The organism is Amycolatopsis sp. NBC_00355 (assembly GCF_036104975.1).
GTDB lineage: Bacteria > Actinomycetota > Actinomycetes > Mycobacteriales > Pseudonocardiaceae > Amycolatopsis.
This window is the reverse complement of record NZ_CP107982.1, coordinates 4,963,198-4,986,719: the sequence shown is the minus strand read 5'-3', so window position 1 is coordinate 4,986,719 and position 23,522 is coordinate 4,963,198. Positions and strand designations below refer to the sequence as shown.

Sequence of the window (23,522 nt, the reverse complement as noted above, 5' to 3'; positions counted from 1 at the left end):
GACGGCGACCCGACCGCCGGTAAGCGCTCTCTCGCCGGTCACCTCCCAGATCCCGTCGAGCAGCACGAGCCCCGATTGCTGATCCCCAGCCTTCGGTGGGCTGCCAACTTACAGCGGAAACCTGTTTCACAGCAAGCACTTCATCACTTGCTGACAACCTGCTCGCCTCGGCGGCGTGCGGATGCACGTGCTGCTGCACGCCGGAAAACGCCCATCGGAACCTGAAGTGTGGCAACGGGAAGCGACGCGCGTAATCGTCCTGAGTGGACAGAGAGATGCGATCTGCAATTTGCAGATGGAGTGAGCTCTAAGACGCCGTTCAAGTACTCGCAGTGACCGCCCGACGGAAGTCGGGAGTCCGGGCGTCGGAACCGGTTCAGCGGGTGACACTGCGCGAAACGTGCGCTATACAGAGGCCGATATGCGTGTTGATGCGCGAAAGGTGTCAGTAATGAGCAGAGTTGCGCAAACGCTCGGGTGTCTGGCAACAGCCGCCGTTCTCGGGCTCTCGCCCGCCACGGCCTACGCCGACCCGCCCGCGGAGCCCTCCGGCCAGCTCGGCGACCTGACCGGGATCTCCGCCGACGGCGCCACGGTGACGCTGGCGTCGGGGAGCGCGGCGGTGCGCGTGAGCTTCCCGGCCGACGGTGCCGTCCGGGTCTGGCTCGCCCCCGACGGGTCCTTCACCGACCCGGCCGGCAGCAAGATCGTCCTCCCGAAGAACACGCCCCCGGTCACGCCGAAGCGCGTCGACAAGGGCGCCTACTGGGCCATCTCCACCCCGAAAGCGACATTGCGGGCATACAAGCACCCGTTGAAGTTCGCCCTCTACGACGGCGCGGACCGCAAGCAGCTCTGGGCGGAGTCCGCGCCGCTGTCCTGGACCGGCTCGACGACCACGCAGAGCCTGACCCGGACGGCGTCCGAGCAGTTCGTCGGCGGCGGCGAGCAGAACGGCCGCTACAGCCACCGCGACCAGACGATCAAGATCTTCGCCGACGACAACTGGAACGACGGCGGCGCGCCCAACTCGCAGCCGTTCTACGCCTCGACCGCGGGCTACGGCGTCCTGCGGAACACCTTCGCGCCGGGCAGCTACTCCTTCACCGCCCCGGTCGAGACCACCCACGACGAGCGCCGCTTCGACGCCACCTATGTCGTCGGAAACAACCTCAAAGACGTCATCAGCGGGTACACCGACCTGGTCGGGAAGCCGTTCCTGCCGCCGATCTACGGCCTGGAGACCGGCGATTCGGACTGCTATCTCCACAACGCCAACCGCGGCGAACGGCACACGCTCGACGCGGTGAAGGTGGCCGACGGCTACACGGCGAACGACATGCCCAACGGCTGGATGCTGGTCAACGACGGCTACGGCTGCGGGTACGAGAACCTCCAGCAGACCGGCGAGGGCCTGCGCAAGAACGACGTGCAGCTCGGGCTGTGGACCGAGAACGGCGTCCCCAACCAGGCCGAAGAGGTCAAGGCCGGGGTGCGGGTGCGCAAGCTGGACGTCGCCTGGGTCGGCCCGGGGTACCAGTTCGCGCTCGACGCCTGCGACACCGCCCACAAGGGCATCGAGGACAACAGTGACGCGCGCGGGTTCGTCTGGCAGCCGGTGAGCTGGGCCGGTGCCCAGCGCTGCGGCGTGCTGTGGAGCGGCGACCAGTCCGGCTCCTACGACTACATCAAGTGGCAGATCCCGACCTACGCGGGCGCGACGACGTCCGGCATCGCCTACAACACCGGCGACATCGACGGCATCTTCGGCGGGAGCCCGCAGACTTACGTCCGCGACCTGCAGTGGAAGTCCTTCCTGCCGACGGCGATGACGATGGACGGCTGGGCGTCGTCGGACAAGCAGCCGTGGGCCCAGGGTGAGCCGTACACCTCGATCAACCGCAAGTACTTGATGCTCAAGGAACGGCTGCTGCCCTACACCTACAGCTACTCCGCGCAGGCGCACCAGACCGGCGTCGGCCAGGTGCGGCCGCTGGCCCTGGAGTACCCGGACGACCCGAACGTGTGGACCGACAAAGCGAAGTACGAGTTCCTGTCCGGCACGGACTTCCTCGTCGCGCCGGTGTACGAGAAGTCGAACGTCCGCAACGGCATCTACCTGCCCAAGGGCACCTGGGTCGACTACTGGAGCGGCAAGACCTACACCGGCCCGACCACGATCGACGGCTACGACGCGCCGCTCGACACGCTCCCGCTGTTCGTCCGGGCCGGCGCCGTAGTGCCGATGTGGGCCGACGGCACGAAGTCGTGGCAGACGCGGGACAAGGGCGAACTCGACCTCGACGTCTACCCGCAGAGCAAGGGCAGCTTCACGCTCACCGAAGACGACGGCGTCACCCGTGGCTACCAGCGCGGGGAGCAGGCGAAGCAGACGTTCACCGTGGACGCGCCGAAGTCCGGGCCGGGCCCGGTGACCGTCGGGATCGGCGCGAGCGCCGGAAGCTACCCGGGCAAGCCCGCGGCGCGGAACTACCAGCTGTCCGTCCACACGGGAACGAAGCCGGCGCTCGTCCAGGCGGGCACCGGGATCCTGCGGCAGTACGCCGGCAAGGCCGAACTGGACAAGGCGTCGTCGGGCTGGTGGTACGACCCGGCCGCCCGTGGCGTGGTGCGCGTGAAGACCGGGCCGGTCGGCGCCGGTGCGAGTCAGGACGTGCGGCTCTTCGGCGCCAGCGCCGTCGGCGGGTTCTTCCCCGAGGACGACAACGGCTCGACGACGCTGACCATGCCGTCGCTGGCGGCTCCCGGACAGCCCGCCGCGGCGACGGTGAGCTTCACCAACGGCACGCCGCTGCCCGTCCGGGACGTCGCGCTTTCGGTGCAGGGAACCGGGTTCCACGCCGACGTCCCGGCGCTGCCGAAGCTCGTTTGGCCTGGTCAGACGGTGAAGGTGCCGGTGACGCTGACCCCCGAAGCCGGGCTGAAGCCGGCGGATTACCAGGTCACCGCGACCACGACCTACCGCGCGCGGCTGGACACACACCAAGCCGTGGACTCGTCGACCGTCACGGTTCCCTACGCGTCGCTGGCGGCGGCCGCGTCGAACGTCGGCGTCACCGACGCGGCCCACGTGACCGGCGGCGATCTCGACGGCGGCGGCAGCAGCTTCCGGGCCGAAGGCCTCGCCGAGGCCGGGCTGAAACCGGGAGCGGCGTTCGCGGCTCTGGGTGCGTCGCTGACCTGGCCGGACGCCGTGGGCGCGAAGCCGGACAACGTCGTCGCGGCCGGTCAGACCGTGGCGGTGCGCGGGACCGGGTCGAAGCTGGTGCTGGCCGGTACGGGCACCGGGACCGCGAAGGGCACGGTCGTCGTCCAGTACGCCGACGGCAGCACCGGCCAGGCCGATCTCGGGTTCCCGAACTGGTGCTGCGCCGATCCCGCCCAGTACGGCGCGACGACCGTCGCGACCGTCCTGGGCAAGAACACCGGGACCGGCGCGGCCTACCCGACCACGCCGTACCGCGTGTTCGCGAACTCCGTCCCGCTGACCGCGGGCAAGGAGGTCGTGGCGGTGACGCTGCCGGCGAACCCGGCGTTGCACGTGTTCGCCGCGAGCGTCGCCTGAAGCAGGTTCGGCGAGCCGCCGAAGTAGGCGCCGTCCGTGACGAACAGCGTCTCGTCACGGACGGCGACCGCGGTCGGGTTGGCCAGTCCGTCCTCAGTGGACAGAATGGTGCGGACGCCGTCGTGGTCGATCGTCACGACCCCGTTGTCCTGGTTGATCGCCGCGACGACGGTGTCGCCGTGGAAGGCGAAGTCGTCGACCGGCCCGAGACCCGACGTGACGACCCGGCCGGGCCCGCCGCGCAGCGGGAAGCGGACCAGGGTGCCGCGGTCCAGGTTGGACACCCAGACCGCGCCGTCGTGGACCTTGATCCCGTTGGCGCCGAAACCGCTCACCGGGGCGAGCAGGTCGCCGGTGGCCCAGGCGGTGACGCGTCCCCGCGAAACCCGCCAGACCGTGGAGCCGAACGAGTCGGCGACGTAGATGTCGCCGGTCGCCGGGTCACGCGCGACGCCGTTCTGGAAGCCGGCCGGCGGCAGTTTCGCTACCTGCACCGGCGGCGCCCCGGCCCGGACCCGGTAGAGGCCGGTGGCCGCGGTGCCGGTCGAGACGGCGACGTACAGGTCACCGCCGGGTGCGCGGACGATGCCGCCGAGGAACAGTCGCTTGTGGACGACCGGAACGTCGCCGTCTTCCGGCGCCGGGATCCGGGCGATGATGGTGACGTTGCCGCCGGGGGAGACCCGGCCGATCTCGCCGGTGTAGGCGAAGGTCAGGTCGGCGGAACCGTCGGGCTCCAGGGTGATGTTCTCCGGTTGCTGCCCGGGGGCGAGCGGCACGATTCTCGGTGCCGCGCCGGCCGGGGTGGCCGGCAGGGCGAAGACGGCGATCGCGGCCAGTGCGACGCCGATGTGCTTGATGCGCAAGGGAAAACTCCGTCTGAGTCGGGAACGGCGGCCCGACCCTGGGCCGCCGTTCCTTCGACGGTAGGCCCGTGGTGTCCTCGCGAACCAATAGCTTGCCTTGGCCGCGCCATCGGAAAACCTATGGCGCTCGGAGATCGCGGGCGAAACAACGCGACAACGGCTCGCCGCGGTAGGGCCCGTAGGCCTCGATCGGCTCGTAGCCTTCGCGCTGGTAAAAGCGCATCGCGTCCGGCTGCCCGGTGCCGGTTTCCAGCAGCAGCCGCGGAATCCCGAGTTCCCGCGCGTGGTCTTCGAGCGCGCGCAGCAGGGCGGTCGCGACGCCGGAGCCGCGCGCGGCCGGGTCGACGTACATGCGCTTGATCTCGGCCGAGTCCGGTCCGAGCGGCCGGAGCCCGCCGCAGCCGACGGCGGTGCCGCCGCCGTCGCGCGCGACGAGGAACACCGCCATGGTCTCGGCGGTCGGCAGTGCGCCGGGCTCGTGGTTGTCGCTGCCGTAGCGGGCGTCGAGTTCGACGCGCTGGGCCTCGCGCAGCCGGGCCGCGTCGGGATCGTCCCAGTTCACGGCGCTGATCGCGATGGTGCCGAGGTCGGTCATCGGGCACACCCCCTTTTCGTAACGAGCGTTACCGTAGCACCTGTTACGCTACCGGGGAAGGAGGTTCCGGGTGCCGAGACAGCGTGACGTGGGGGCGCAGCGCGAGCTGCTGTCGAACGCGGTGTGGCAGGTGCTGGCGGAGGCGGGCCTGCCGGGGCTGACGCTGCGCGCGGTCGCCGAGCGCGCCGGCTGCACGACCGGCCTGGTGCTGCACGCGTTCCCGACGAAGAAGGCGCTGCTGCTGCACGCGCGCGACCTGCTCTACGAGCGCACGGCGATCCGCGCGGACGCGGCCGAGGCCTCGGCGACCGACGCGCCCGCGGCGTTGCGCGCGGTCCTGGGTTGCGCGATCGACCTGCCCCACGGCCACCACGAGGAGTCCCGCGTCTGGGTCGGCTTCCTGGCGGCGGCCCTCGCGGACGACGACCTGGCCGAGCGTCACCGAGCGGCGAACCACTCGTTCCTGGCGCGGGTCCGGCGGCTGATCGCGGCCTGTCGTCCGGAGTGGCCGGACGACCGCCTGGAGCTGACGACGAAAAGCCTGGTGGCGCTGGTGGAAGGCTTCAACGTCCTCGCGGCGGCCGACCCTCGCGGCTACCCGGCGCGGCTGCAGCAGGAGTCCCTGGCCCAGGCGCTCCAAGACGTCGTGAGTGGTAATCCGGGTCAGATCCCTAACTACCACTCACGAGGGCCGGGCCGAAGCGGCGGCGGTACGCGCTCGGGCTGAGACCCGTGTGGCGTCTCAGCTGCAGGCGCAGGTTCGACGCCGTCCCGAAGCCGCTCGCCTCGGCCACCCGGTCCAGCCGTAGCTCGCCGCGCTCGATCAGGCGGCAGGCCAGCGTCACCCGCTCGGTCGTCAGCCACGCCAGCGGCGTCGTGCCCAGCTCCGCGCGGAACCTCCGGTGCAGCGTCGCCGGGCTGGTCGCCGCTCGCGCGGCCAAGTCGGTCACCGTCAGCGGGGTGTCCAGCCGCTCGAGGGCCCAGGCCAGCAGCGGCGCCAGCGAGGTGTCCGGCACCGCCGGCACCGGCCGGGCGATGAACTGCCGCTGCCCGCCGTCGCGGTGGCCCGTGAACACCAGGCGGCGGCTGACCGCGTTGACGACTTCCGCGCCGTGGTCGCGGTGGATGAGGTGGAGGCCGAGGTCGAGGGAGGCCGCGCTGCCCGCCGCCGTGAGGACGTCGCCCTCGTCGACGAACAGAACGTCCGGCTCCCAGCGCACCGCCGGGAAGCGCTCGGCGAACTCCGCGGCCCACTGCCAGTGCGTGGTCGCGCGCCGGCCGTCCAGGACGCCCGCCTCGGCGAGGGCGAACGCGCCGGTGCAGAAGCTGACCAGCCGGGCGCCCCGGGCCGCGGCCCGGCGGATCGCCGCGAGGATCGCCGGGTCGGTCGGCACGCCGGTGTCCGGCCGGGCCGGCGCGATCAGCGTGTCCGCCGTGTCGGCGGCCTCGAGCCCGGCGACGCCGGAGAGCGTGAACAGGCCGAGGTTCATCCGCACGTCCGGGGTCGCGGCGCAGAGCGTGAAGTCGTACCAGGGCCGGTTCAGCTCGGGCCGCCGCAGCCCGAACAGCTCGGTCGCGACGCCCATCTCGAAGGGGTTCGACTCCGCCGTCACGATCGCCGCGACCCGGTGAGAGAATTCTTGCGGCATGTGCGATTCCTAGCACTCGTGCCGCTCATCCGCCAGGCCGACCATGGCAGGCATGAACCCGATCGACCTGACCGAAGTCCTGGCGAGCTTCGACGCCGCCTGGAGCCCGCGGATCGTCACCCGCGTCAACGACTACGACATCCGCCTCGCGCGGTTCGCCGGCGAGCACGTCTGGCACGTCCACGAGGACACCGACGAGTTCTTCCTGGTGCTGGACGGCGAGATCGAGATCGGCCTGCGCGATCCGTCGGAACGAGTCGTCACGCTGAGCCGAGGCCAGGTCTTCGTCGTGCCGAAGGGCACGTTCCACAAGCCGTCGTCGAAGGCGGGCGCGAGTGTGCTGCTGGTCGAGCCGGCCGGCACGCTCTCGGTCGGCGACGCGCACGACGAGGTCCCGGACCACGTGGACGTCACCACCGGCCACCTCGTCTGACTTCGGGGCATGGCGCTGACCTTCGTACCCGTGGACCAGGCGCCCTGGGCGGACCTGCAGTCGATCTTCGGCGACCGCGGGGACCCGGCCCGCTGCCGGTGCCAGTATTTCAAGGACACGCCCGCGCAGTGGCGCTCGGGCACCGCGGAAGAGCGCGCCGAACGGCTGCGGACCCAGACCGCCGAGCACGCGACCGGGCTCGTGGCCTACGTCGACGGCGAGCCCGCCGGGTGGTGCGCGGTCGAGCCGCGCACCGCGTACCGGCGGCTCCTCGGCAGCCGCCTCGTCTGGGCCGGCCGTGACGAGGACCCGTCGGACGACGGCGTCTGGGCGGTGACGTGTTTCGTGACCCGCAAAGGCTTCCGGCGTCGCGGCGTGAGCGCCGCGCTGGCCGGGGCGGCGGTCGGCTTCGCGCGCGAACGCGGGGCGCGGGCCGTCGAGGGTTACCCGATGCTCGTCGAGCCGGGGGAGAAGCTCGCCTGGCCCGGCGAGCTGTTCGTCGGCACCTCCGGCGTCTTCGCCGCCGCGGGGTTCACGGAGGTGAGCCGCCCGACCGCGCGGCGGGTGGTCATGCGGCTGACCTGCTGAGTCTCTCCGGAAGACGGCGTACCCTCGGCCGCATGAAACGGACCTCGTTCGCGCAGTGGCCGTGCTCGATCGCGCGCACCATGGATCTGCTCGGTGACTGGTGGACGCCGCTGGTGCTGCGTGACGCCTTCTACGGCGTCCGCCGCTTCGACGAGTTCCAGCAGGCGCTCGGCATCGCCCGCAACACCCTCGCCGACCGGCTCAAGCGGCTGGTCGACGAGGGGCTGCTGGAGAAGGTCGCCTACCAGAGCGAGCCGGTGCGCTACGACTACGTGCTCACCGAAAAGGGCCGCGACTTCTACCCGGTGCTGCTCGCGATGACACGCTGGGGCGACAAGTGGCTCGCCGGCGAGGCCGGTCCGCCGATCACCGTGCACCACCTGGCCTGCGGGCACGACACCCACGCCGAAATCGTCTGCGCCGAGTGCGCCGCGCCGATGACCCCGGACGACACGCGGATGCGCCGCGGCCCCGGCTTCCCGGCCCGGCTGGCGCAGCGCACGGACGTCGAGGAGCGCTTCGCCCGGCAGGAGTGAGATTGACAGCCGGGTCTACCTACGCAACTATCGTGGTCAGAGGCTCACCGAAAGGAGTGCGACCACGATGGAGTGGACCGGCGCGCGGTACGCGGACAAGCCCACGGCCGAGGTCTCGACCTGGATCGACGCCGCCCCCGAGGACGTCTGGCCGGTGGTCTCCGACATCGGGCTGATGCCTTCCCTGAGTTCCGAACTGCAGTCCGTCGAGTGGTGCGACGGTGAGACCCGCCGCAAGTTCGTGGGCCGGAGCAAGCACGACGCGTTCGGCGAATGGGAGACGACGTCGTACGTCGTCGAGTGCGACGCGCCGCGGGTGTTCGCCTGGGCGGTGCAGGATCCGGCCGAGCCGAGCTCGGTCTGGAAGTTCACCCTCGAACCCGACAACGGCGGCACCCGGCTCTCGCAGTGGATGCAGCTGGGCCCGGGCCGGTCCGGGCTGTCGTTCGCCATCGACCGGATGCCCGAGAAGGAACAGAAGATCGTCTTCGTGCGGCTGCGGGAGTTCGAAACCGCGATGACCGGCAACCTCGCCGCGATCAAGGACCGGGTCGAAGGTTCGTGAAGACCGCGACGACGGTCGAGTTCTCCCGCGACACTCCCGTGACGCTGGACTTCGTGCTGGAGGCGGAAAAGCTCGGTCTCGACGTCTGCTGGGTCGCCGAGGCCTGGGGTTCGGACGCGCCGTCCGCGCTCGGCTACCTCGCCGCCCGCACCGACCGGATCCGGCTCGGCTCCGGCATCGTCCAGCTCGGCACACGCACGCCGGTCGCGATCGCGCAGGCCGCGCTGACGCTCGCGGACCTCTCCGGCGGCCGGTTCTCGCTCGGCCTCGGCCCGTCCGGGCCGCAGGTGATCGAGGGCCTGCACGGCGTCCCGTTCGCCAAGCCGCTGACGCGGATGCGCGAAACCGTCGAGATCATCCGCCAGGCTTTCGCCGGCGAGAAGATCTCCTTCTCCGGCAAGGCTTTCGAGATCCCGCTGCCCGGCGAGACGCGCCCGATGCGGCTGTCGACCGAGCCGAACCCGGACATCCCGATCTACCTGGCCACGCTCTCGCCGAAGCTGCTCGAACTGACCGGCGAGGTCGCGGACGGCTGGCTCGGCACCAGCTTCGTCCCCGAAGGCGCCGACGCCTACTTCACCCACCTCGACGCCGGCCTCGCGAAGTCGGGCCGTACGCGCAAGGACATCGACGTCTGCCAGGGCGCCGAAGTCGCCTTCGCGGCGAACGAGGACGAGCTGCGCACGATGGTCGGCGGCCGCAAGAAGGAACTGGCCTTCAGCCTCGGCGGGATGGGCTCGGCCACCACGAACTTCTACAACAACGCCTACAGCCGGCAGGGCTGGGCGGACGTCGCCGCCGAGGTCCGCGAGCGCTGGCAGGCCGGTGACCGCGACGGCGCCACCGCGCTCGTCACCGACGAGATGGTGCTCGGCACCACGCTGATCGGCACCGAGGAGATGGTCCGCGAACGCCTGCGCGTCTGGCGTGCCACGGGCATCGACACGGTCCGGCTGTACCCGGCCGGTGACACGCTCGAAGCGCGGCTGGACACCCTCGGCCGCGCGCTCGACCTGCTGAAGCCAGTCGCGAATGGACGGATCGGATAGTCCGGTCAAACCGCTGCGGGACGGCGGCTTTTCGGTCATAGTGAGAACTCGACCGAAGGGAAGTCCATGCGCAAGATCGTGTCGAACCTGTTCCTCTCGCTGGACGGTGTGGTCGAGGCGCCCGACAAGTGGTCGCTGCGGTACTGGAACGACGAAATCGGCCGCGCCGTCGGCGGCGGGATGGCGGCCGCCGACGCGATGCTGCTCGGCCGCGTCACCTACGAAGGTTTCGCCGAAGCGTGGCCCGGCCGGACGGTCGAGGACGACGCGGGCGCCGAGTTCATGAACAGCGTGCGCAAGTACGTGCTGTCGTCGACGTTGTCCGAGGTCACCTGGAACAACTCGACGCTGCTGACCGGGGACCCGGTCGAGGCCGTCCGCGCGTTGAAGGCCGGGGAGGGCGGCGACATCATGACCAGCGGCAGCACTACGGCGGTGCGCTGGCTGCTGGCCGAAGGCCTGGTCGACGAGCTGAACCTGCTGCTGTACCCGATCGTCGTGGGCCGCGGGAAGAGGCTGTTCCCCGAGGAGGGCCCGGGTTTCCCGCTGGTGCTCAAGAAGTCCGCCACCTTCGGCAACGGCGTCGTCCAGCTGACCTACGTCCCGGCGTGATCACGCCGTTCCGGATCGACGTCCCCGAGGCCGACCTCGACGACCTGCGTTCGCGCCTGCGCCGGACCCGCTGGCCCGAAGAGGAGCCGGTCGGCGACTGGAGCCAGGGCACGCCCCTGGCCCTGCTGCGGGAATTCTGCGAGTACTGGGCGTCCGGCTACGACTGGCGCCGCGCGGAGGCCCGGTTCAACGGATTTCCGCAGTACCGCACCGAAATCGACGGCCTGGGCGTGCATTTCCTGCACGTGCGTTCGCCGCGCCCGGACGCACTGCCGCTGGTGCTGACGCACGGCTGGCCCGGCTCGATCGTCGAGTTCACCAAGGTGATCGAGCCGCTCTCGCGCGAGTTCCACCTGGTGATCCCCTCGCTGCCGGGGTACGGCTTCAGCGACAAGCCGTCGTCGCCGGGCTGGGGCATCGAGCGGATCGCGGCGGCGTGGGCGGAGCTGATGGCCCGTCTCGGTTACACCCGCTACGGCGCCCAGGGCGGCGACTGGGGAACGTCGATCACGACGTCACTGGCCCAGCAGGACGCGGCCCACCTGGCGGGCATCCACCTGAACCCGCCGATCGCCGCCCCCGACCCGGCGACGTTCGACGACCTGACTGCGGCGGAACGCGAAGCGCTGGAGGCGTTGAAGCACGCGCAGCGCTGGGAGGACGGCTACTCGGCCCAGCAGTCGACCCGCCCGCAGACCCTGGGCTACGGCCTGGCCGATTCCCCGGCCGGCCTGTGCGGCTGGCTGCTGGAGAAGTTCCACGCCTGGTCCGACGGCTTCTCGTTCACCCGCGACGAGCTGCTGGACAACATCACGCTCTACTGGCTGACGGGCACGGCGACGTCGTCGGCGCGGTTGTACTGGGAGAGCATCGCGAAGGTCCAGAAGTGGTTCAGCGAGGCCACGGACGACACGGTCGACGTCCCGACGGGCTGTTCGATCTTCCCCGCGGAGGTGCCGAGACCGTCGCGCCGGTGGGCCGCGCGGAGGTACCCGGACATCCGGTATTGGAACGAGCTGGACCGGGGCGGGCACTTCGCGGCGTTCGAGCAACCGGAGCTGTTCGTCGCCGAGGTGCGGACGTTCTTCCGCTTGGTCCGCTGATGGAACCGGCCGGTCTCGGAGTCGCTTCGGTCTCGGAGATCCTTCATCGTGACGGCGAGGCGGCGGCACTGCAGATCATCCTGGTCGACGGATCGTCCCTGGTGTGGGTCGTCTGGACGGACTGGTCGCTACGCGTCGAGCGCTTCGACAAGGCCGGCATCCGGATCGGCGCCGAGCTGGAAGTCGGCGACCGCGTCATCCGGCTCCGGTCCAGCGGCGGCGATCTCGTCGTCAGCCAGACGACCGCTTGAAGCCCTTCGGGTCGGCCAGGTAGCGGTCCAGATCCGGATCCTCGTTCAGCTCGGTGAACCCGTCCTCGACGTCCTCCCCGAGTTCACGACGCAACCGGGCCAGCGCCGCCCGGACGTCGGCGTTGAAGCGACGGCACCGCGCCTCCCGCCACGGGCCGGGGTCGGGCGGGTAGTCCCAGTTCAGCGACTCGTCGTACTGCTCGACGAGGCTGTCCAGGTCCGCCCGCAACCCGGCGCTGATCGGCAGCCGGTCCAGGTCCGCCGGGCCGACGTCGGCCCAGAGCACCGCGCCCGAGCCCGCGTCGAAGAAGAACCTCAATTCACCCCTCGCGCCCGGCCCTGCCAGAACGGCTCCCGCAGCTTGAACTTCTGGATCTTCCCGGTCGCCGTCCGCGGCAGCTCGTCGAGGAACTCCACCCGCTTCGGGCACTTGTACCCCGCCAGGTACTCGCGGCAGTGCTTGATCAGCTCCTCGGCGGACACTTCCGAACCGGTCACCACCAACGCCGTCACCAGCTCGCCCCACTTCTCGTCCGGGACGCCGATCACCGCCGCCTCGCGCACCGCCGGGTGCGAGCTGAGCGCGTCCTCCACCTCGATCGACGACACGTTCTCGCCACCCGAGATGATCACGTCCTTCTTGCGGTCCGCGATCGTCAGGTAGCCGTCTTCGAACGTGCCGCCGTCACCCGTATGGAACCAGTTGCCCTCCTGCACCCGCGCGGTCTCGTCAGGGTTCTCCCAGTAGCCGTCGAGGTTGTGGTTCGACTGCGCGAGCACCTCGCCGTCGGTGTCGACGGCGATCCGGACGCCCAGCGCGGGCGTGCCGGCGCGGCCCAGCAGCTTCGCCTGCTCGTGCGGGTCGAGGTCGGCCCACTCGCTGCGCATCCGGTTGACCGTCAGCAGCGGCGCCGTCTCGGTGAGGCCGTAGATCTGGATGAACTCCCAGCCCAGCTCGGCCCGCACCCGCTCGATCGTCCGGGTCGGCGGGGGTGCGCCGGCCACGACGATCCGGACGCGGTCGCGGCCGGGGATCTCGCCGTCCCAGCCCGCGGCGCCGTCGAGCGCCGCGCTGACCACCGCGGGCGCGGCGCACAGGATCGTGACGCCGTGCTCCTCGATGCGCCGCAGGATCTCGGTGCCGTCGACCTTGCGCAGCACGATGTGCCGCCCGCCGAGCCCGGTCACCGCGTACGGCATGCCCCAGCCGTTGCAGTGGAACATCGGCAGCGTGTGCAGCAGGACGTCGTTGTCGTTCAACGTCGTGTGCAGCCCGAAGACGGCCGCGTTGAGCCAGATGTTGCGCTGGGTCAGCTGCACGCCCTTCGGCCGCGCGGTGGTGCCGGACGTGTAGTTGATCGTCGCGGTGGCCGACTCGTCGCCCGCCCACGGCCGCGGTTCGCCGTCGCCGCCCCAGATCACGTCGTCGTCACGACCTAGCACGAAGACGTGCTTCGCGGTGACGCTGTCGAGCAGGTGTGCCAGCTCGGGGTCGACGATCAGCACCTCCGCACCGGAGTGCTCCACGATGTACTTCACCTCCGCCGGTGCGAGGCGGAAGTTCACCGGCACCAGCACCCGGCCCCAGGCCGAGACGCCGAAGAACGACACGAGCAGGCGCGCGGCGTTGTGCGACACCACCGCGACGCGCCCGCCGACCGGCACGCCCAGCGCGTCGAGGTGGGCGGCCTGCGCGCGGGCCCGCCGCGCCACCTCGCGGTAGGTGAGCGAACCCCAGCTCGGCGCGGGCTGGTTCGGCTCGTCGACCACCGCGACGCGGTCCGGGTACACCGCCTCCGCGCGGTCGAGGAAGTCCCGGACACCCAGATCGAAGAACACGCGCCTTCCCTTCGTCGCCCCTGACCCGATGATGACTGTTCGCGGGTGCTCGCACCAGTCCGATGTGGTTGGCTGGGCGGGATGGACTTGGAGACGGTGGCCGGCGAGCTCTACGGGGGTGACCTCGCGGAGTTCGTCAGCGCGCGCAACGCGGCGGCGAAGGCGGCGAAGGCCGAGGGGGACGCCGACCTGGCGGCGAAGATCAAGGAGCTGCGGAAGCCGACCACCGCGGCCGCGATCGTCAACCGGCTGGCCCGCGAAGATCCGGACGAGCTGCGTGAGCTGGCCGAACTCGGCGACGAGCTGCGGGACGCGCACACCCGCCTGGCCGGGGACGACCTGCGCGCGCTGGCCCGGCGTCGCGGCGAGCTGGTGCGGCGGATCCTGCACGGCCTGGCGAAGATGAGCGACACCGTCGCGCGGGAGGTCGAGGCGACGCTCGAAGCCGTCGCGGCCGACCCGGACACCGCCGCGCTCGCGCTGGCCGGGTGCCTGACGTCGGTGGCGCACCAGGACACCGACCAGTGGTTCACGCTCGCCGCGAGCGCCCCGCCGTCGACCGGCAAGCGCCCGGCGAACCTGGTGGAAAAGGCCGAACCGGCGAAGCCGAAGCGGGCCGAAAAGGCCGAACCCGTGAAGGCCGAGCGGGCCGAAAAGGACTCCAAGCGCGAGGACGAGGAGCGGGTCGAGCGCGAGCGCGTCCGCGCCGAACGCGAGCGCCTGCGCAAGGAAGCCGCCGAGCTGGCGAAGGAACGCGCGGTGGCCGAGCGCGACCTCGTCCGCACCGAGCGCGCGGCCGAGCAGGCCACGGCCCGCGTCGAAGACCTGCGGGCCCGCCTCGCGGAAGCCGAGGAACGCGCCGAGCGCGCGACGGCCGAGTTCGAGACGGCCAAGGAAGCCTTCGACCAAGCAGACGAAGCCGCCATCGCGGCGAAGGAAGCGGCTGACGAAGCGCGCTGATTCCGTGCTACCGTGGAAGTGCGCCCCGGATGGGCCTACGCACGGAGGTAGTGGCTACTCAGCCCCCTGAGATCGACACGTCGGTGTCTCTCGTCTTTTCCCTGCTGTGGGACAAGTGTGCCTCCGTCGTGCCCTCTCACGCCTCCGATCACTCCACATCGGAAGGACCACGCGAGTTTGATCCAGCTCACCACGACCGGTGCCCGCACCGGCCGGAAACACCGCGTCACCTTGGGAGCCCTGCACATCGACGGCCAGCTGGTCGTCGTCGCGTCGGCGATGGGCCTGCCGAAGCACCCCGCCTGGTACCACAACATCCGCAAGAACCCTTTGGTGACCGTGGAAACCGGCACCGAGACGTTCGAGGCGATGGCGGCCATCGCCCCCGACCGCGACGCGCTGTTCGCCAAGGTCGTCGAGCAGCAGCCGGGCTTCGCCGACTACCAGGCCCGGACGACCCGGGTGCTGCCGGTGATCGTGCTGCACCGCCTCGACCGCGTCCGGCGGATGGGCGACTGGATCGTCGAGGTGCACGACTGGCTGCGCACCGAGCTGCGGGATCTGCGCGCCCAGCTGGATTCCGGCGAGCCGCTGAGCTTCAGTAAGCGCTGCCTCGGTTTCTGCTCGGCCCTCACCCGTCACCACACGGGCGAGGACACGGCGATCTTCCCGATGCTGGCCGCGCAGTTCCCCGCGCTCGCCCCCGCGTTGACGAAGCTGGGCGCGGAACACGTCGTCGTCGCGCGGCTGCAGGAGGAGATCCAGCGGCTCGTCGGCGAAGAGTCCGACCCGGTCCGGCTGCACGCGGAGTTCGACCGGCTGGCGTCCGCATTGGACACCCACTTCACCTACGAGGAAAGCGTGATCATCACGGCGTTGAACGCGCTGGCGCCGGCGCCGGGCTGATCAGAGCAGTAGGCCGGCGAGGATCCGGTGGTGCTCGGCCTCCACGTCCGGCATGGGGCCGAGCACCTGGACGGCCACGTGGTCGGCTCCGGCGTCCACATGAGACCGCAGGCGCCGCGCGATGCTCTCGGGCGTGCCGTGCAGCACGAGGTCGTCGATCAGGCGGTCACTGCCGCCATCGGCGACGTCCGCCTCGGTGTACCCGTGGCGCAGCAGGTTGTTCACGTAGTTGCGCAGTCCGAGGTACGGCTCGCGCACGTACGGGCGGCCGATCGCGCGCGCCGCCACCGGGTCGTCGTCGACGACCACTTTCTGTTCCGGCGTCAGGAGTTTGCCCGGGCCCAGCACCGAGCGCGCGTGCCGCGTGTGCGCGACCGGCACGAGGTAGGGGACCGCGCCGGCCGTGCGTTCGGCGGCCAGGTTCAGCACACGGTCGCCGAGTGCGGCGAGGATCCGGGCGTCGGCGGGCACACCGGCGGCGTCGAGCCGGTCGAGGTAGCCGACGATCTTGTCGTACGGGCTCTGGTACGCCGCGACCGACTCCGGGTGGCCGACGCCGATGCCGAGGAGCAAGCGCTTTCCGTACCGGCCCGCGAGCCGGTGGTACGACTCGGCCAGAACCTCCGGTTCGTCGGCCCACACGTTCACGATCGCCGTCGCCACGGTGATCCGCTCGGTCGCGGCCAAGACGTCCTCGACGAACTTGAGGTCGCCGACCGAAGCGCTGCCGGTGCCGAACCAGACCGTGCCGTAACCGAGTTTGTCGGCCGCGACGGCGTGCGCCTTGCGCGTCTCGTCGTCGCGGTGCGGGGCCAGGAACACGCCGAACTCGTTCACTACATTCGCCATACGAATCAATGTAGCAAATGTAGCGTCAGCTCGCGAGGCGGTGCAGCCACTCCCGCAGCAGCTGCCGCTCGGTGGTCGTCAGCTCGTCGACGTCGTCCGCGAGAGCGGTCGACAAAGCGACCGCGAGTGCGCTCGTCGACGAGCCTGCCGCCGGGCCGTCGGTGAGCAGTCCGGCCAGCACGGCGTCCCGGACCTGCGCGGACATCGCCAGGTCGCGGGCGCCTTCGGGCTGGGCGATCAGGCTGAGTGTGACCCCGCTGTTGGCCGCCGCGAACTGCCGCGCGGCCTCGGTCGCCTCGACGCGCAGCCGCCCGGCGCGGGCGAGCGGGGTGAACAGCTCGAGCAGCATCGCCTCGGCGCTGCTGGTGAGGTTGCACGGCACGCCGGGCTCGATCTGGCCGTAGAGCAGGACGTAGAACGCCGGGTTCTCCAGGCCGTACTCGACTTGCCTGTCCCAGCCCTCGCGGATCCGCGCGACCGGGTCGCCGCCGGTTTCGGGTGCCTGGACGTACTGGGTGAAGCCGTAGTTCACGACGGCGTCGAGCAGGCCCTGCTTGTTGCCGAAGTGGTGGTACAGGGTCGGGGCCTGGACGCCGGCGCGTTCGCAGATCGCGCGCGTCGACACCGCGCCGCCGTCCGCTTCGTGCAGGAGCTGCCCGGCGGCCAGCAGGAGGCGGTCGCGGGTACTGGTGGCGTTGCTCGATCGTCCGGCCATGTAGCAAGTGTAGCGACCATCTGTAACGTCAGGCCGTGCCGTCGAGCGCGCGCAGCCGCAGCTGGACCCGGCGCAACCCGGCGAAGGCGTCGAGCACGGCCGGGTCGGTCGCGAACGTGGCCGGGCGCACCGACCGATACCCGTCCAGCAGCGCCTCCCGCAACTGCGCGCGGTGCGGCAGGTGCGCGATCGCCTCGACTGTCACCGCCAGGTCGTAGGCGTAGTGCCCATACCCGCAGTCGTCGAAGCCGACCACCGCGACCCGGCCGCGGTGGAACAGGTAGTTCTCCTGGTGCAGGCCGCCGTGGACCAGGCCGAACACGTCGGCGCCGAACCCGAGCGCGGCCCGCACCGCCCGCACCCGCGCCAGCGCGGCGCGGACGTCCTCGCCGGTCAGGGCGACCGCGCGCTCGACGACGGTCGCCGAGAAGCCGTCCACCTGGGCCCGGCCGAAGGCGCTGAGGTCGTCGACGCGGCCGCGGTCGAGGCCGTTCATCCGGGCGCCGTGGCGGTGCAGCCGCGCGGTGACCTCGCCCAGCCGGTACAGCTGCGTCGGGGTGAGCCGCTCGTCCAGGAACCGGCCTTCGACCCAGTGGCGCAGCACGCAGGTGCGTGGTTCGGGGACGGCCGGGTCGGCGACGACGGTGGCCGGTTCCCGGTGCCGCGTCGGCACCGGCCGCGGCACCACCAGGTCCGTTTCGCGGCACAGCGCCGAGAGCCAGGCGATCTCGGCCCGCACCTGCGCGACGCTCGGGCCGTCCGGCCGTTCCACGCGCAGGACGTACCGGTGGCCGTCCGCGCCGTCCACCCGGAACGTCGTGTTGCGCCCGCGCGCCAGCGGGGTCAGCCGGGCCACCGGGACGTCGTAGTCGGTCAACGCGGCTTCGGCGAGCCGGCGCAGTCTGCGGGTGCGGCCCGCGCGGTCGAGTTCGGCGAACGGCCGGAGGTTCGCCTGGAAGTCGGCCATCGACCACGCGGTCAGCTGATCGACCGTTCCGGCTCGCGGGAGTGCGAGACGAGCTCGATCGCCGGCGTGTGGCGGCCGCCGCCGAGCCGCTCGACCCCGCGCAGTCCCTCGACCAGCCGCTCGACTTCGGTGTCCGGCCGCACCCCGAAGCGCATGAACTGGCTGGTCATGCCGATCTTGTTGCCGCACTGGCGCACCAGCAGGTGGTGCTCGGTGAGCAGGTAGTCGCACAGCTCGGCGCCGTCGACCGACCCGGGCAGCTTGACGAGCAGGAAGTTCGCCTGCGACGGGTACACCGTCAGCTCCGGGAACTGGCTCAGCTGCGAGTTCATCATGAACCGGTCGAGCGCGAGCCGTTTGAGACTGTCCTCGTACTCCGCGTGGTGCTCGGCGAGCATGAAGATGACGGTCTCGGCCAGCGAGTTCAGGTTCCACTTCGGCAGCGCGGCCGACAGCTTGCGGGTCAGCGCCGGGTTCGACACCTGGTAACCGAACCGGATCCCGTGCAGCCCGAAGTTCTTCCCGAGGCTCTTCAGCACGATGACGTTCGGCCGCACGACGGCTTCGGCGGCCACCGACGGGTTCATCTCGGCCTCGACGAAGTCGATGAACGACTCGTCGATCACGACGAGATCGAGGTCCTCGAGGGCGTCCATGAACCGGATGACCTCGCGACGCGAGAGGTACCCCCCGTCGGGGTTGTTCGGGTTGCACAGCACCGCGACCCGCGAGCCCCGGCGCTTGACGAACTCGATGTACTCGTCGACACGCAGCTCGAAGTTGTTCGCTTCCTTCAACAGGAACATGTCGACGCGCTTGCCGGTTTCCAGCGGCTGGTCGGTCCAGCGGCCGAACGTCGGGATCGGCACCGCGATGCTCGCGTCCACCAGCAGGTGGTCGATCCAGGTGATGAGCTCGGTCGAGCCGTTGGCCAGCGAGATCGTCGACGGGTTCAGGCGCAGGACGTGCGCCAGCTGCGCGGTGATCGCGCCCGCGTCGCTCGGGTAGAACTTGAGGATCGTGCGGAGGTTGCGTTCCAGCTCGCCGAACATCCCGTCGGTCGGGAAGTACGGGTTGCAGGGGATGCAGAAGTCCGCGAGGTCGTCGCCGTGCTGGCCCATCGCCCGCATGACGGAGAAGAACGACGGGCTGTGGGCCTGACTCTGCTGGAAAAGGCCGCTCGTGGTCATGCCGTGCCGCACGTGGTCTCCGTCCGCCGCTTTACCGGCCCCTTGCCTTCCCATCGGGGATACGTACGAATCGGATACCCGGTTCAACACCGCTCAGCGCGTACAGGCCGGTGCCGGCCAGCGCGGCCGCCGCCAGGACCGACAGCGCGAGCACCGGAAGAGGCGCGGCGAAGGGGGACGTGCCGGTGAAGGACTCGACACCGATGACGGCGGTGAGCACGGCGTCCGCCGCGACCGCGATCCTGACGACACGCATCCGGTGGGCCTCGGGCCAGCGGGTGAAGGTGAGCAGCCACGCCAGCCCGGGCAGCACGAGGATCGCGTGCATCGCGACCGCGTGCAGCGGCTTGAGCGAACCGGCGGTGGTGTAGGCCAGCCGCGGATCGCCGCCGCGGGCCTCCACGACGCCGCGGGCGATCATCACGGCGCCGGTGGCCAGCGCGACCACCAGCACGAGCAGGCCGGCCCGGATGGCGAGACGCAGGCTCGGCGCGGCCGGCCCGGGTTCGACGAGCGCGGCCGCGGTGAAGCCGATGACGGTCAGGATGAGCACCCCGCCACCTGCGGCGAGCGTCATCGACACGACGTTGTCGAACGGCGTCTCGAAGTTGAAGTGCGACGGCACACCGCGCCAGGACTGCACGCTGACCAGGGCGACCTCGACGACGCTCGCCACGCTGAACGCGCCGAGCAGCACGGACCGCCACCGCTGCCGGACGGTGAGGAACGACGTCGCCCAGGCGACCGAGGCCAGCGTCAGGCCGAACGACAGCCCGAAGGTGACGGCTTTGCGCATCGACAGCGGGCCCAGCCACGAGCCGCCGGTGGTGAGGAGCACGACCGCGTGCCCGAGCCCGCTCACGAAGAGGGCCGCGCCGACGGTGTAGGCGATCCGCTCGGCGCGGCCGCCTTCGTGCCAGATCCCGGTCACTGCGTTCATGGCCCCGAGTCTCGCTCGTCCGCGGGCCGGCCGCGTCGGCCCGGCGTCGACTCCCTGTCGTACGCCGAGCTACGTACGGTTGATTCAAAAAGCGGCCGTAAAGAATGGTCGGCGGTTCTTGACCGGGATATTGCCGAATGCGGTGTCCGGCGCCACTCGGCAGGCGGATGCGAGGTGACCGCAGGAGTTCTACCATCGAATCATGTACATCGCACTGCTGACCTACACAGCGCCCGAAACAGAAGTCGACTACGCGCTCCCGGACCATTCGGTCTGGTTGCGCACGCAATTCACGAGGGGGATTTTCCTCGTTTCCGGAAAGGGGACCGGCGCGGCCGACCACGTGATCCTCACCCGCCCGGTGCTCCGCGGCAAGCTCGACGCGGTCCTCGCCAGCGACCCGTTCGTGGTCCAGCGCCTCGCCCGCTACGACGTCATCGAATTCACCGCCACCCGCACCGCACAGGAGCTGCTGGCGATCAACGAGGCCATCGCCTCCTGAGGAGTCGGCCAGGTGGCCCGCAACGGCGCCCGCCACCTCCCGGCAACAAACGGCACCACCGTTTTTGTCGGTGCCCTCCGGTAGCGTGGAAACCGGGGGCGGCGCCCATCGTCTTCGTGCGCCTTTCCTTGCACTGCAACAGAATTCCGGGCCGAAACGCCGTCCCGCACTTCACCCGATCCAGCGATGATCTTCGCACGTGTGTTCGGGTAGCGTCGATGGCGTGACCAGAACGATCCGCTTGCCCGGCAGAGGCCGGCTACGAAGACAGCAGCCGCCGAAAGTGCTCCGGCAGCTCCAAAGCGCGCGCGTCCGCCGGCGTAAGCCACGCGAAGTCGTCGTGTTCTTCCGGATTGAGCACCACTTCGCCCTCGCCCGATTCCTCGGCCGTGTAGAAGCACGCGTGGATCCGCAGCGGCCGTCCCGTGATGTCCGGCCACGTGTCGCGGCCGCGCTCCCCGCTGATCCGGACCGTCAGCCCGGTTTCCTCCGCCGCTTCGCGCACCGCCGCGGCCTCGTGGGGTTCGCCCGGCTCGACCGTCCCGCCCGGCAGCTCCCAGCGCCCGGCGAGGAAGACCCCCGGCGCGCGGCGGAGGAACAGCACCTCGTCACCGCGGGCGATCCAGCAGTACGCGAGGTGCTTGTCGGCCGTCATGCCCGCGATTCTCGCTCAGTTGGTCTTCGACGTCGGCAGGTGGGCGCCCAGGTACCCGACGTACACCGTGCCCGTGCGATCGGTGTCGTCGAGGAAGTGCAGCCGCGGCGCGGGCGACTTGAAGCGCTCGAGGGCGATGTGGGCGCCGAAGTAGTCGCGTCCCGCCGGGTTCGTCCGCGGATCGACGCGGAACGTGCGCGCCTGGCGGAGCCGTTCGTTCGTCGTCACGGTGTCGGACTCGGCCAGCGCGATGATGTTGGCGCTGATCAGCGAGCCCGGCTGGCCGGTGCGGGCGAACGCGAGCACGTCCGACAGCTCGGGCCCGGGGTCCTGCCCCGCGTCGAGCAGCGACCGGCGGGCCCGCGCGTAGGCGTCGAGCGTGCGCAGCGCGTCCCACGCCTTCCGGCGCCAGGCCGCGGCTTTCGGGTGGTGGTCGAGGATCGCCGTCGGCGCCGCTTCGGCCGTGATCTCGAGGTACTCGAGGGTCGCCGCGGCCGCGCCGATCAGGTCGGCGAAGCTCGGGAAGTCGTCCGGCGGGCGTTCGGCGTCGGCGACCTCGGTGCCCGCGTCGTGGTAGCGGGTCAGCGTGCCGGCCAGCAACCCGTTGGCGCGCCTGAGCTCGTCGCGCTCGGCCTCCATCTCGTCGAAGGCGCGCGCGTAGTCGTCCAGCGCCTCCTGCAGCCGCGCCAGCTGCTCCTGCAGGCAGGCGACGTCGACCGCCGACAGCTCCTCGATGCGGCCGCGCAGCGCCTTCACCTCGCGCGCCGTGCGATCCCGCTCTTCCGCGCCGGTCTTGGCCTTCTTGCGCAGGATGGCGATCACGCCCCGCGCCTCCGCCAGCTCGCGCTCGGCGCGGTCGAGCTTGTCGGTCAGCCCGGCGTCGGGTTCCCGCTCCGGCGTCGCGAACGGGTCCGCCGCGTACCAGGCCCGCACGCTCGGCACCTCGGCCCACTCCTCGGGCAGCGGTGTCCGGCCCCGCGTCTGGATGAACCGTGTCAGGGCGCCTTCAAGCGCCTGCTCCGACACGGGAAGGGCCGATTCGACGAAGTCCGGCAGTTCGTCGCACGGCGGGACGAACAGCCGCGCGCCCAGCGGCACCGCGCAGCCGAGCGGGAGGTGGCCGTTGAGGGTGCGGCGGAAGCGGTCGTCGACGTCGAACACGTTCACCAGCCCCGGCCAGCCCTCGATCGGCGCCGCCGGCGGTTCGGTGAGCACCAGCACCGCCGACGTCCGCCACGGCGCCACCAGCGCCTCGGCGAGCAGATCCGCGACACGCTCGCACTCCTCGCGCGACCAGCCGTGCATCGAGAGCACCGGCCCGTCGATCGGGATCTCGTCGCTGCCGCTGGCGCCCAGCTCCTCCAGGCCGATCCGGTGCGCCGGCGCTTCGTGGCAGCTGCGCCACGGCCGCGTGCACGCCGCCGCCAGCAACCACGCCACGCGGTCCGCGCCGGCGTGGTAGCACAGCGAAAGCAATACCTGAACGGAGTAGCGGCCGTCGCGGTCCGGCCACGCGAACTTCAGGTCGCACCGGCGCGACCCGCCGTCGTCGGACGAGCCGAGATCGGTGACCGTGTAGTCGTCGTGCTGCCGTTGCCGCGTGATGAGCCTGCTGCGCAACGCGTCCAAGGGGCGTTTCCCCTCGACGGGGACCAGTCCGTGGTGCCAGATCCGGTGCACCCCCACAGGACTCACTCCGTTCGCCGGCAACCGGTACCTCAAGCGAACATAGCGGATCCTGTGACCGTTCGAACGCGGGGCGTCACCTCATTCGCGCGTCCAGAGGCAGAACGGATGCCCGGCCGGATCGAGGTACACGCGCACCTTCTCCTGCGGCTGGAACGCCGCGAGCCCGGCGCCCGCGTCGATCGCGATCACGCCGGCGGCGTCGAGGTCGTCGACCTCGATGTCCAGGTGCAGCTGCATCTGCTGGGCACCGTCCGCGTGCGGCCATTCCGGTGGCACATGGCCGGGTTCCAGCTGGAAGGAGAGGCCGGGGCCGCCGTCGTCGGGGCGCAGCGTCACCCACTCCGGCTCGTCGGTCTTGATCGCCCAGTCGAGCAGGGTCGCGTAGAAAACGGCCAGCGCGTGCGGATCCCGCGCGCCGAGCACGGTCGAAGTCAGCTTCATGCCCGGTGGCTACCCGCCCGGGAGGTCGATCTACCC

25 protein-coding genes are annotated in these 23,522 nt (G+C 70.8%); 13 read left to right on the top strand and 12 right to left on the bottom strand.

Features of this window, described 5'->3' with window-relative positions; genetic code table 11:
• Positions 1–451 precede the first annotated feature (451 nt).
• Positions 452–3,586, top strand: a complete 3,135-nt coding sequence (locus OHS18_RS21985) for a TIM-barrel domain-containing protein (protein ID WP_328618341.1) — start codon at positions 452–454, stop codon at positions 3,584–3,586.
• A gap of 984 nt (positions 3,587–4,570) precedes the next feature.
• Here the strand turns inward: OHS18_RS21985 and OHS18_RS21980 are convergent.
• The gene (locus OHS18_RS21980; RefSeq protein ID WP_328618340.1) at positions 4,571–5,047 is read right to left on the bottom strand and encodes a GNAT family N-acetyltransferase; all 477 of its coding nucleotides are present in this window, start codon (positions 5,045–5,047) and stop codon (positions 4,571–4,573) included.
• 70 nt (positions 5,048–5,117) lie between these two features.
• Here OHS18_RS21980 and OHS18_RS21975 point away from each other — a divergent pair, with 70 nt between their 5' ends.
• Positions 5,118–5,774, top strand: a complete 657-nt coding sequence (locus OHS18_RS21975; RefSeq protein ID WP_328618339.1) for a TetR/AcrR family transcriptional regulator — start codon at positions 5,118–5,120, stop codon at positions 5,772–5,774.
• Here the strand turns inward: OHS18_RS21975 and OHS18_RS21970 are convergent.
• Positions 5,719–6,696 (bottom strand): GlxA family transcriptional regulator, encoded by a 978-nt coding sequence (locus OHS18_RS21970; protein WP_328618338.1) that lies wholly within the window; start codon positions 6,694–6,696, stop codon positions 5,719–5,721. The genes OHS18_RS21975 and OHS18_RS21970 overlap by 56 nt on opposite strands.
• 43 nt (positions 6,697–6,739) lie before the next feature.
• Between OHS18_RS21970 and OHS18_RS21965 the strand changes: the two genes are divergently transcribed.
• From OHS18_RS21965 to OHS18_RS21930, 8 genes are all read left to right on the top strand, one after another.
• Entirely contained in the window at positions 6,740–7,129 is a 390-nt protein-coding gene (locus tag OHS18_RS21965; protein WP_328618337.1) for a cupin domain-containing protein, read from the top strand.
• 9 nt (positions 7,130–7,138) lie between these two features.
• A complete protein-coding gene (locus tag OHS18_RS21960; RefSeq protein ID WP_328618336.1) occupies positions 7,139–7,717 on the top strand; it encodes a GNAT family N-acetyltransferase in 579 nt (192 codons plus the stop codon).
• A 32-nt stretch (positions 7,718–7,749) separates the two neighbouring features.
• A complete protein-coding gene (locus tag OHS18_RS21955) occupies positions 7,750–8,253 on the top strand; it encodes a winged helix-turn-helix transcriptional regulator (protein ID WP_328618335.1) in 504 nt (167 codons plus the stop codon).
• Positions 8,254–8,320: 67 nt separating this feature from the next.
• Positions 8,321–8,818: an SRPBCC family protein gene (locus OHS18_RS21950; RefSeq protein WP_328618334.1), complete on the top strand. Its 498-nt coding sequence runs from the start codon at positions 8,321–8,323 to the stop codon at positions 8,816–8,818.
• On the top strand, positions 8,815–9,867 hold the full coding sequence (locus OHS18_RS21945; protein WP_328618333.1) for an LLM class flavin-dependent oxidoreductase: 1,053 nt from the start codon (positions 8,815–8,817) through the stop codon (positions 9,865–9,867). The genes OHS18_RS21950 and OHS18_RS21945 overlap by 4 nt, the downstream gene beginning before the upstream one ends.
• A gap of 66 nt (positions 9,868–9,933) precedes the next feature.
• Entirely contained in the window at positions 9,934–10,479 is a 546-nt protein-coding gene (locus OHS18_RS21940; protein WP_328618332.1) for a dihydrofolate reductase family protein, read from the top strand.
• Positions 10,476–11,582: an epoxide hydrolase family protein gene (locus tag OHS18_RS21935; protein ID WP_328618331.1), complete on the top strand. Its 1,107-nt coding sequence runs from the start codon at positions 10,476–10,478 to the stop codon at positions 11,580–11,582. Before OHS18_RS21940 ends, OHS18_RS21935 begins: the two co-directional genes overlap by 4 nt.
• Positions 11,582–11,833 carry a hypothetical protein gene (locus tag OHS18_RS21930; RefSeq protein WP_328618330.1) on the top strand — a complete coding sequence of 84 codons (252 nt, stop codon included), beginning with the start codon at positions 11,582–11,584 and terminating at the stop codon, positions 11,831–11,833. Before OHS18_RS21935 ends, OHS18_RS21930 begins: the two co-directional genes overlap by 1 nt.
• Here OHS18_RS21930 and OHS18_RS21925 read toward each other — a convergent pair.
• On the bottom strand, positions 11,814–12,152 hold the full coding sequence (locus tag OHS18_RS21925; protein WP_328618329.1) for a hypothetical protein: 339 nt from the start codon (positions 12,150–12,152) through the stop codon (positions 11,814–11,816). The genes OHS18_RS21930 and OHS18_RS21925 overlap by 20 nt on opposite strands.
• Entirely contained in the window at positions 12,149–13,672 is a 1,524-nt protein-coding gene (locus tag OHS18_RS21920) for an AMP-binding protein (protein WP_328618328.1), read from the bottom strand. Before OHS18_RS21920 ends, OHS18_RS21925 begins: the two co-directional genes overlap by 4 nt.
• A gap of 81 nt (positions 13,673–13,753) precedes the next feature.
• Here OHS18_RS21920 and OHS18_RS21915 point away from each other — a divergent pair, with 81 nt between their 5' ends.
• Together OHS18_RS21915 and OHS18_RS21910 are read left to right on the top strand one after the other, a co-directional pair.
• Positions 13,754–14,632, top strand: a complete 879-nt coding sequence (locus OHS18_RS21915) for a hypothetical protein (protein ID WP_328618327.1) — start codon at positions 13,754–13,756, stop codon at positions 14,630–14,632.
• 177 nt (positions 14,633–14,809) lie between these two features.
• On the top strand, positions 14,810–15,538 hold the full coding sequence (locus OHS18_RS21910) for a nitroreductase/quinone reductase family protein (protein WP_328618326.1): 729 nt from the start codon (positions 14,810–14,812) through the stop codon (positions 15,536–15,538).
• Here OHS18_RS21910 and OHS18_RS21905 read toward each other — a convergent pair whose 3' ends face one another.
• Genes OHS18_RS21905 through OHS18_RS21885 form a run of 5 tightly spaced genes read right to left on the bottom strand, consistent with a single transcriptional unit; the run spans position 15,539 to position 20,199 of the window.
• Positions 15,539–16,387 carry an LLM class F420-dependent oxidoreductase gene (locus OHS18_RS21905; RefSeq protein ID WP_328618325.1) on the bottom strand — a complete coding sequence of 283 codons (849 nt, stop codon included), beginning with the start codon at positions 16,385–16,387 and terminating at the stop codon, positions 15,539–15,541.
• A 25-nt stretch (positions 16,388–16,412) separates the two neighbouring features.
• Positions 16,413–17,102 carry a TetR/AcrR family transcriptional regulator gene (locus tag OHS18_RS21900; protein ID WP_328618324.1) on the bottom strand — a complete coding sequence of 230 codons (690 nt, stop codon included), beginning with the start codon at positions 17,100–17,102 and terminating at the stop codon, positions 16,413–16,415.
• A 28-nt stretch (positions 17,103–17,130) separates the two neighbouring features.
• A complete protein-coding gene (locus tag OHS18_RS21895; protein ID WP_328618323.1) occupies positions 17,131–18,069 on the bottom strand; it encodes a phosphotransferase enzyme family protein in 939 nt (312 codons plus the stop codon).
• 11 nt (positions 18,070–18,080) lie between these two features.
• A complete protein-coding gene (locus tag OHS18_RS21890) occupies positions 18,081–19,271 on the bottom strand; it encodes a pyridoxal phosphate-dependent aminotransferase (protein WP_328618322.1) in 1,191 nt (396 codons plus the stop codon).
• A gap of 19 nt (positions 19,272–19,290) precedes the next feature.
• Positions 19,291–20,199 carry a hypothetical protein gene (locus OHS18_RS21885; protein WP_328618321.1) on the bottom strand — a complete coding sequence of 303 codons (909 nt, stop codon included), beginning with the start codon at positions 20,197–20,199 and terminating at the stop codon, positions 19,291–19,293.
• Positions 20,200–20,401: 202 nt separating this feature from the next.
• Between OHS18_RS21885 and OHS18_RS21880 the strand changes: the two genes are divergently transcribed.
• Positions 20,402–20,701, top strand: coding sequence for a YciI family protein (locus OHS18_RS21880; RefSeq protein ID WP_328449800.1), 300 nt, complete (start codon positions 20,402–20,404; stop codon positions 20,699–20,701).
• Positions 20,702–20,960: 259 nt separating this feature from the next.
• Here the strand turns inward: OHS18_RS21880 and OHS18_RS21875 are convergent, their stop codons facing one another.
• From OHS18_RS21875 to OHS18_RS21865, 3 genes are all read right to left on the bottom strand, one after another.
• A complete protein-coding gene (locus OHS18_RS21875) occupies positions 20,961–21,356 on the bottom strand; it encodes an NUDIX domain-containing protein (protein WP_328449801.1) in 396 nt (131 codons plus the stop codon).
• 15 nt (positions 21,357–21,371) lie between these two features.
• Positions 21,372–23,042, bottom strand: a complete 1,671-nt coding sequence (locus tag OHS18_RS21870; protein WP_328618320.1) for a hypothetical protein — start codon at positions 23,040–23,042, stop codon at positions 21,372–21,374.
• Between the two features lie 81 nt (positions 23,043–23,123).
• Entirely contained in the window at positions 23,124–23,486 is a 363-nt protein-coding gene (locus OHS18_RS21865; RefSeq protein ID WP_328618319.1) for a VOC family protein, read from the bottom strand.
• Between the last annotated feature and the right edge of the window lie 36 nt (positions 23,487–23,522).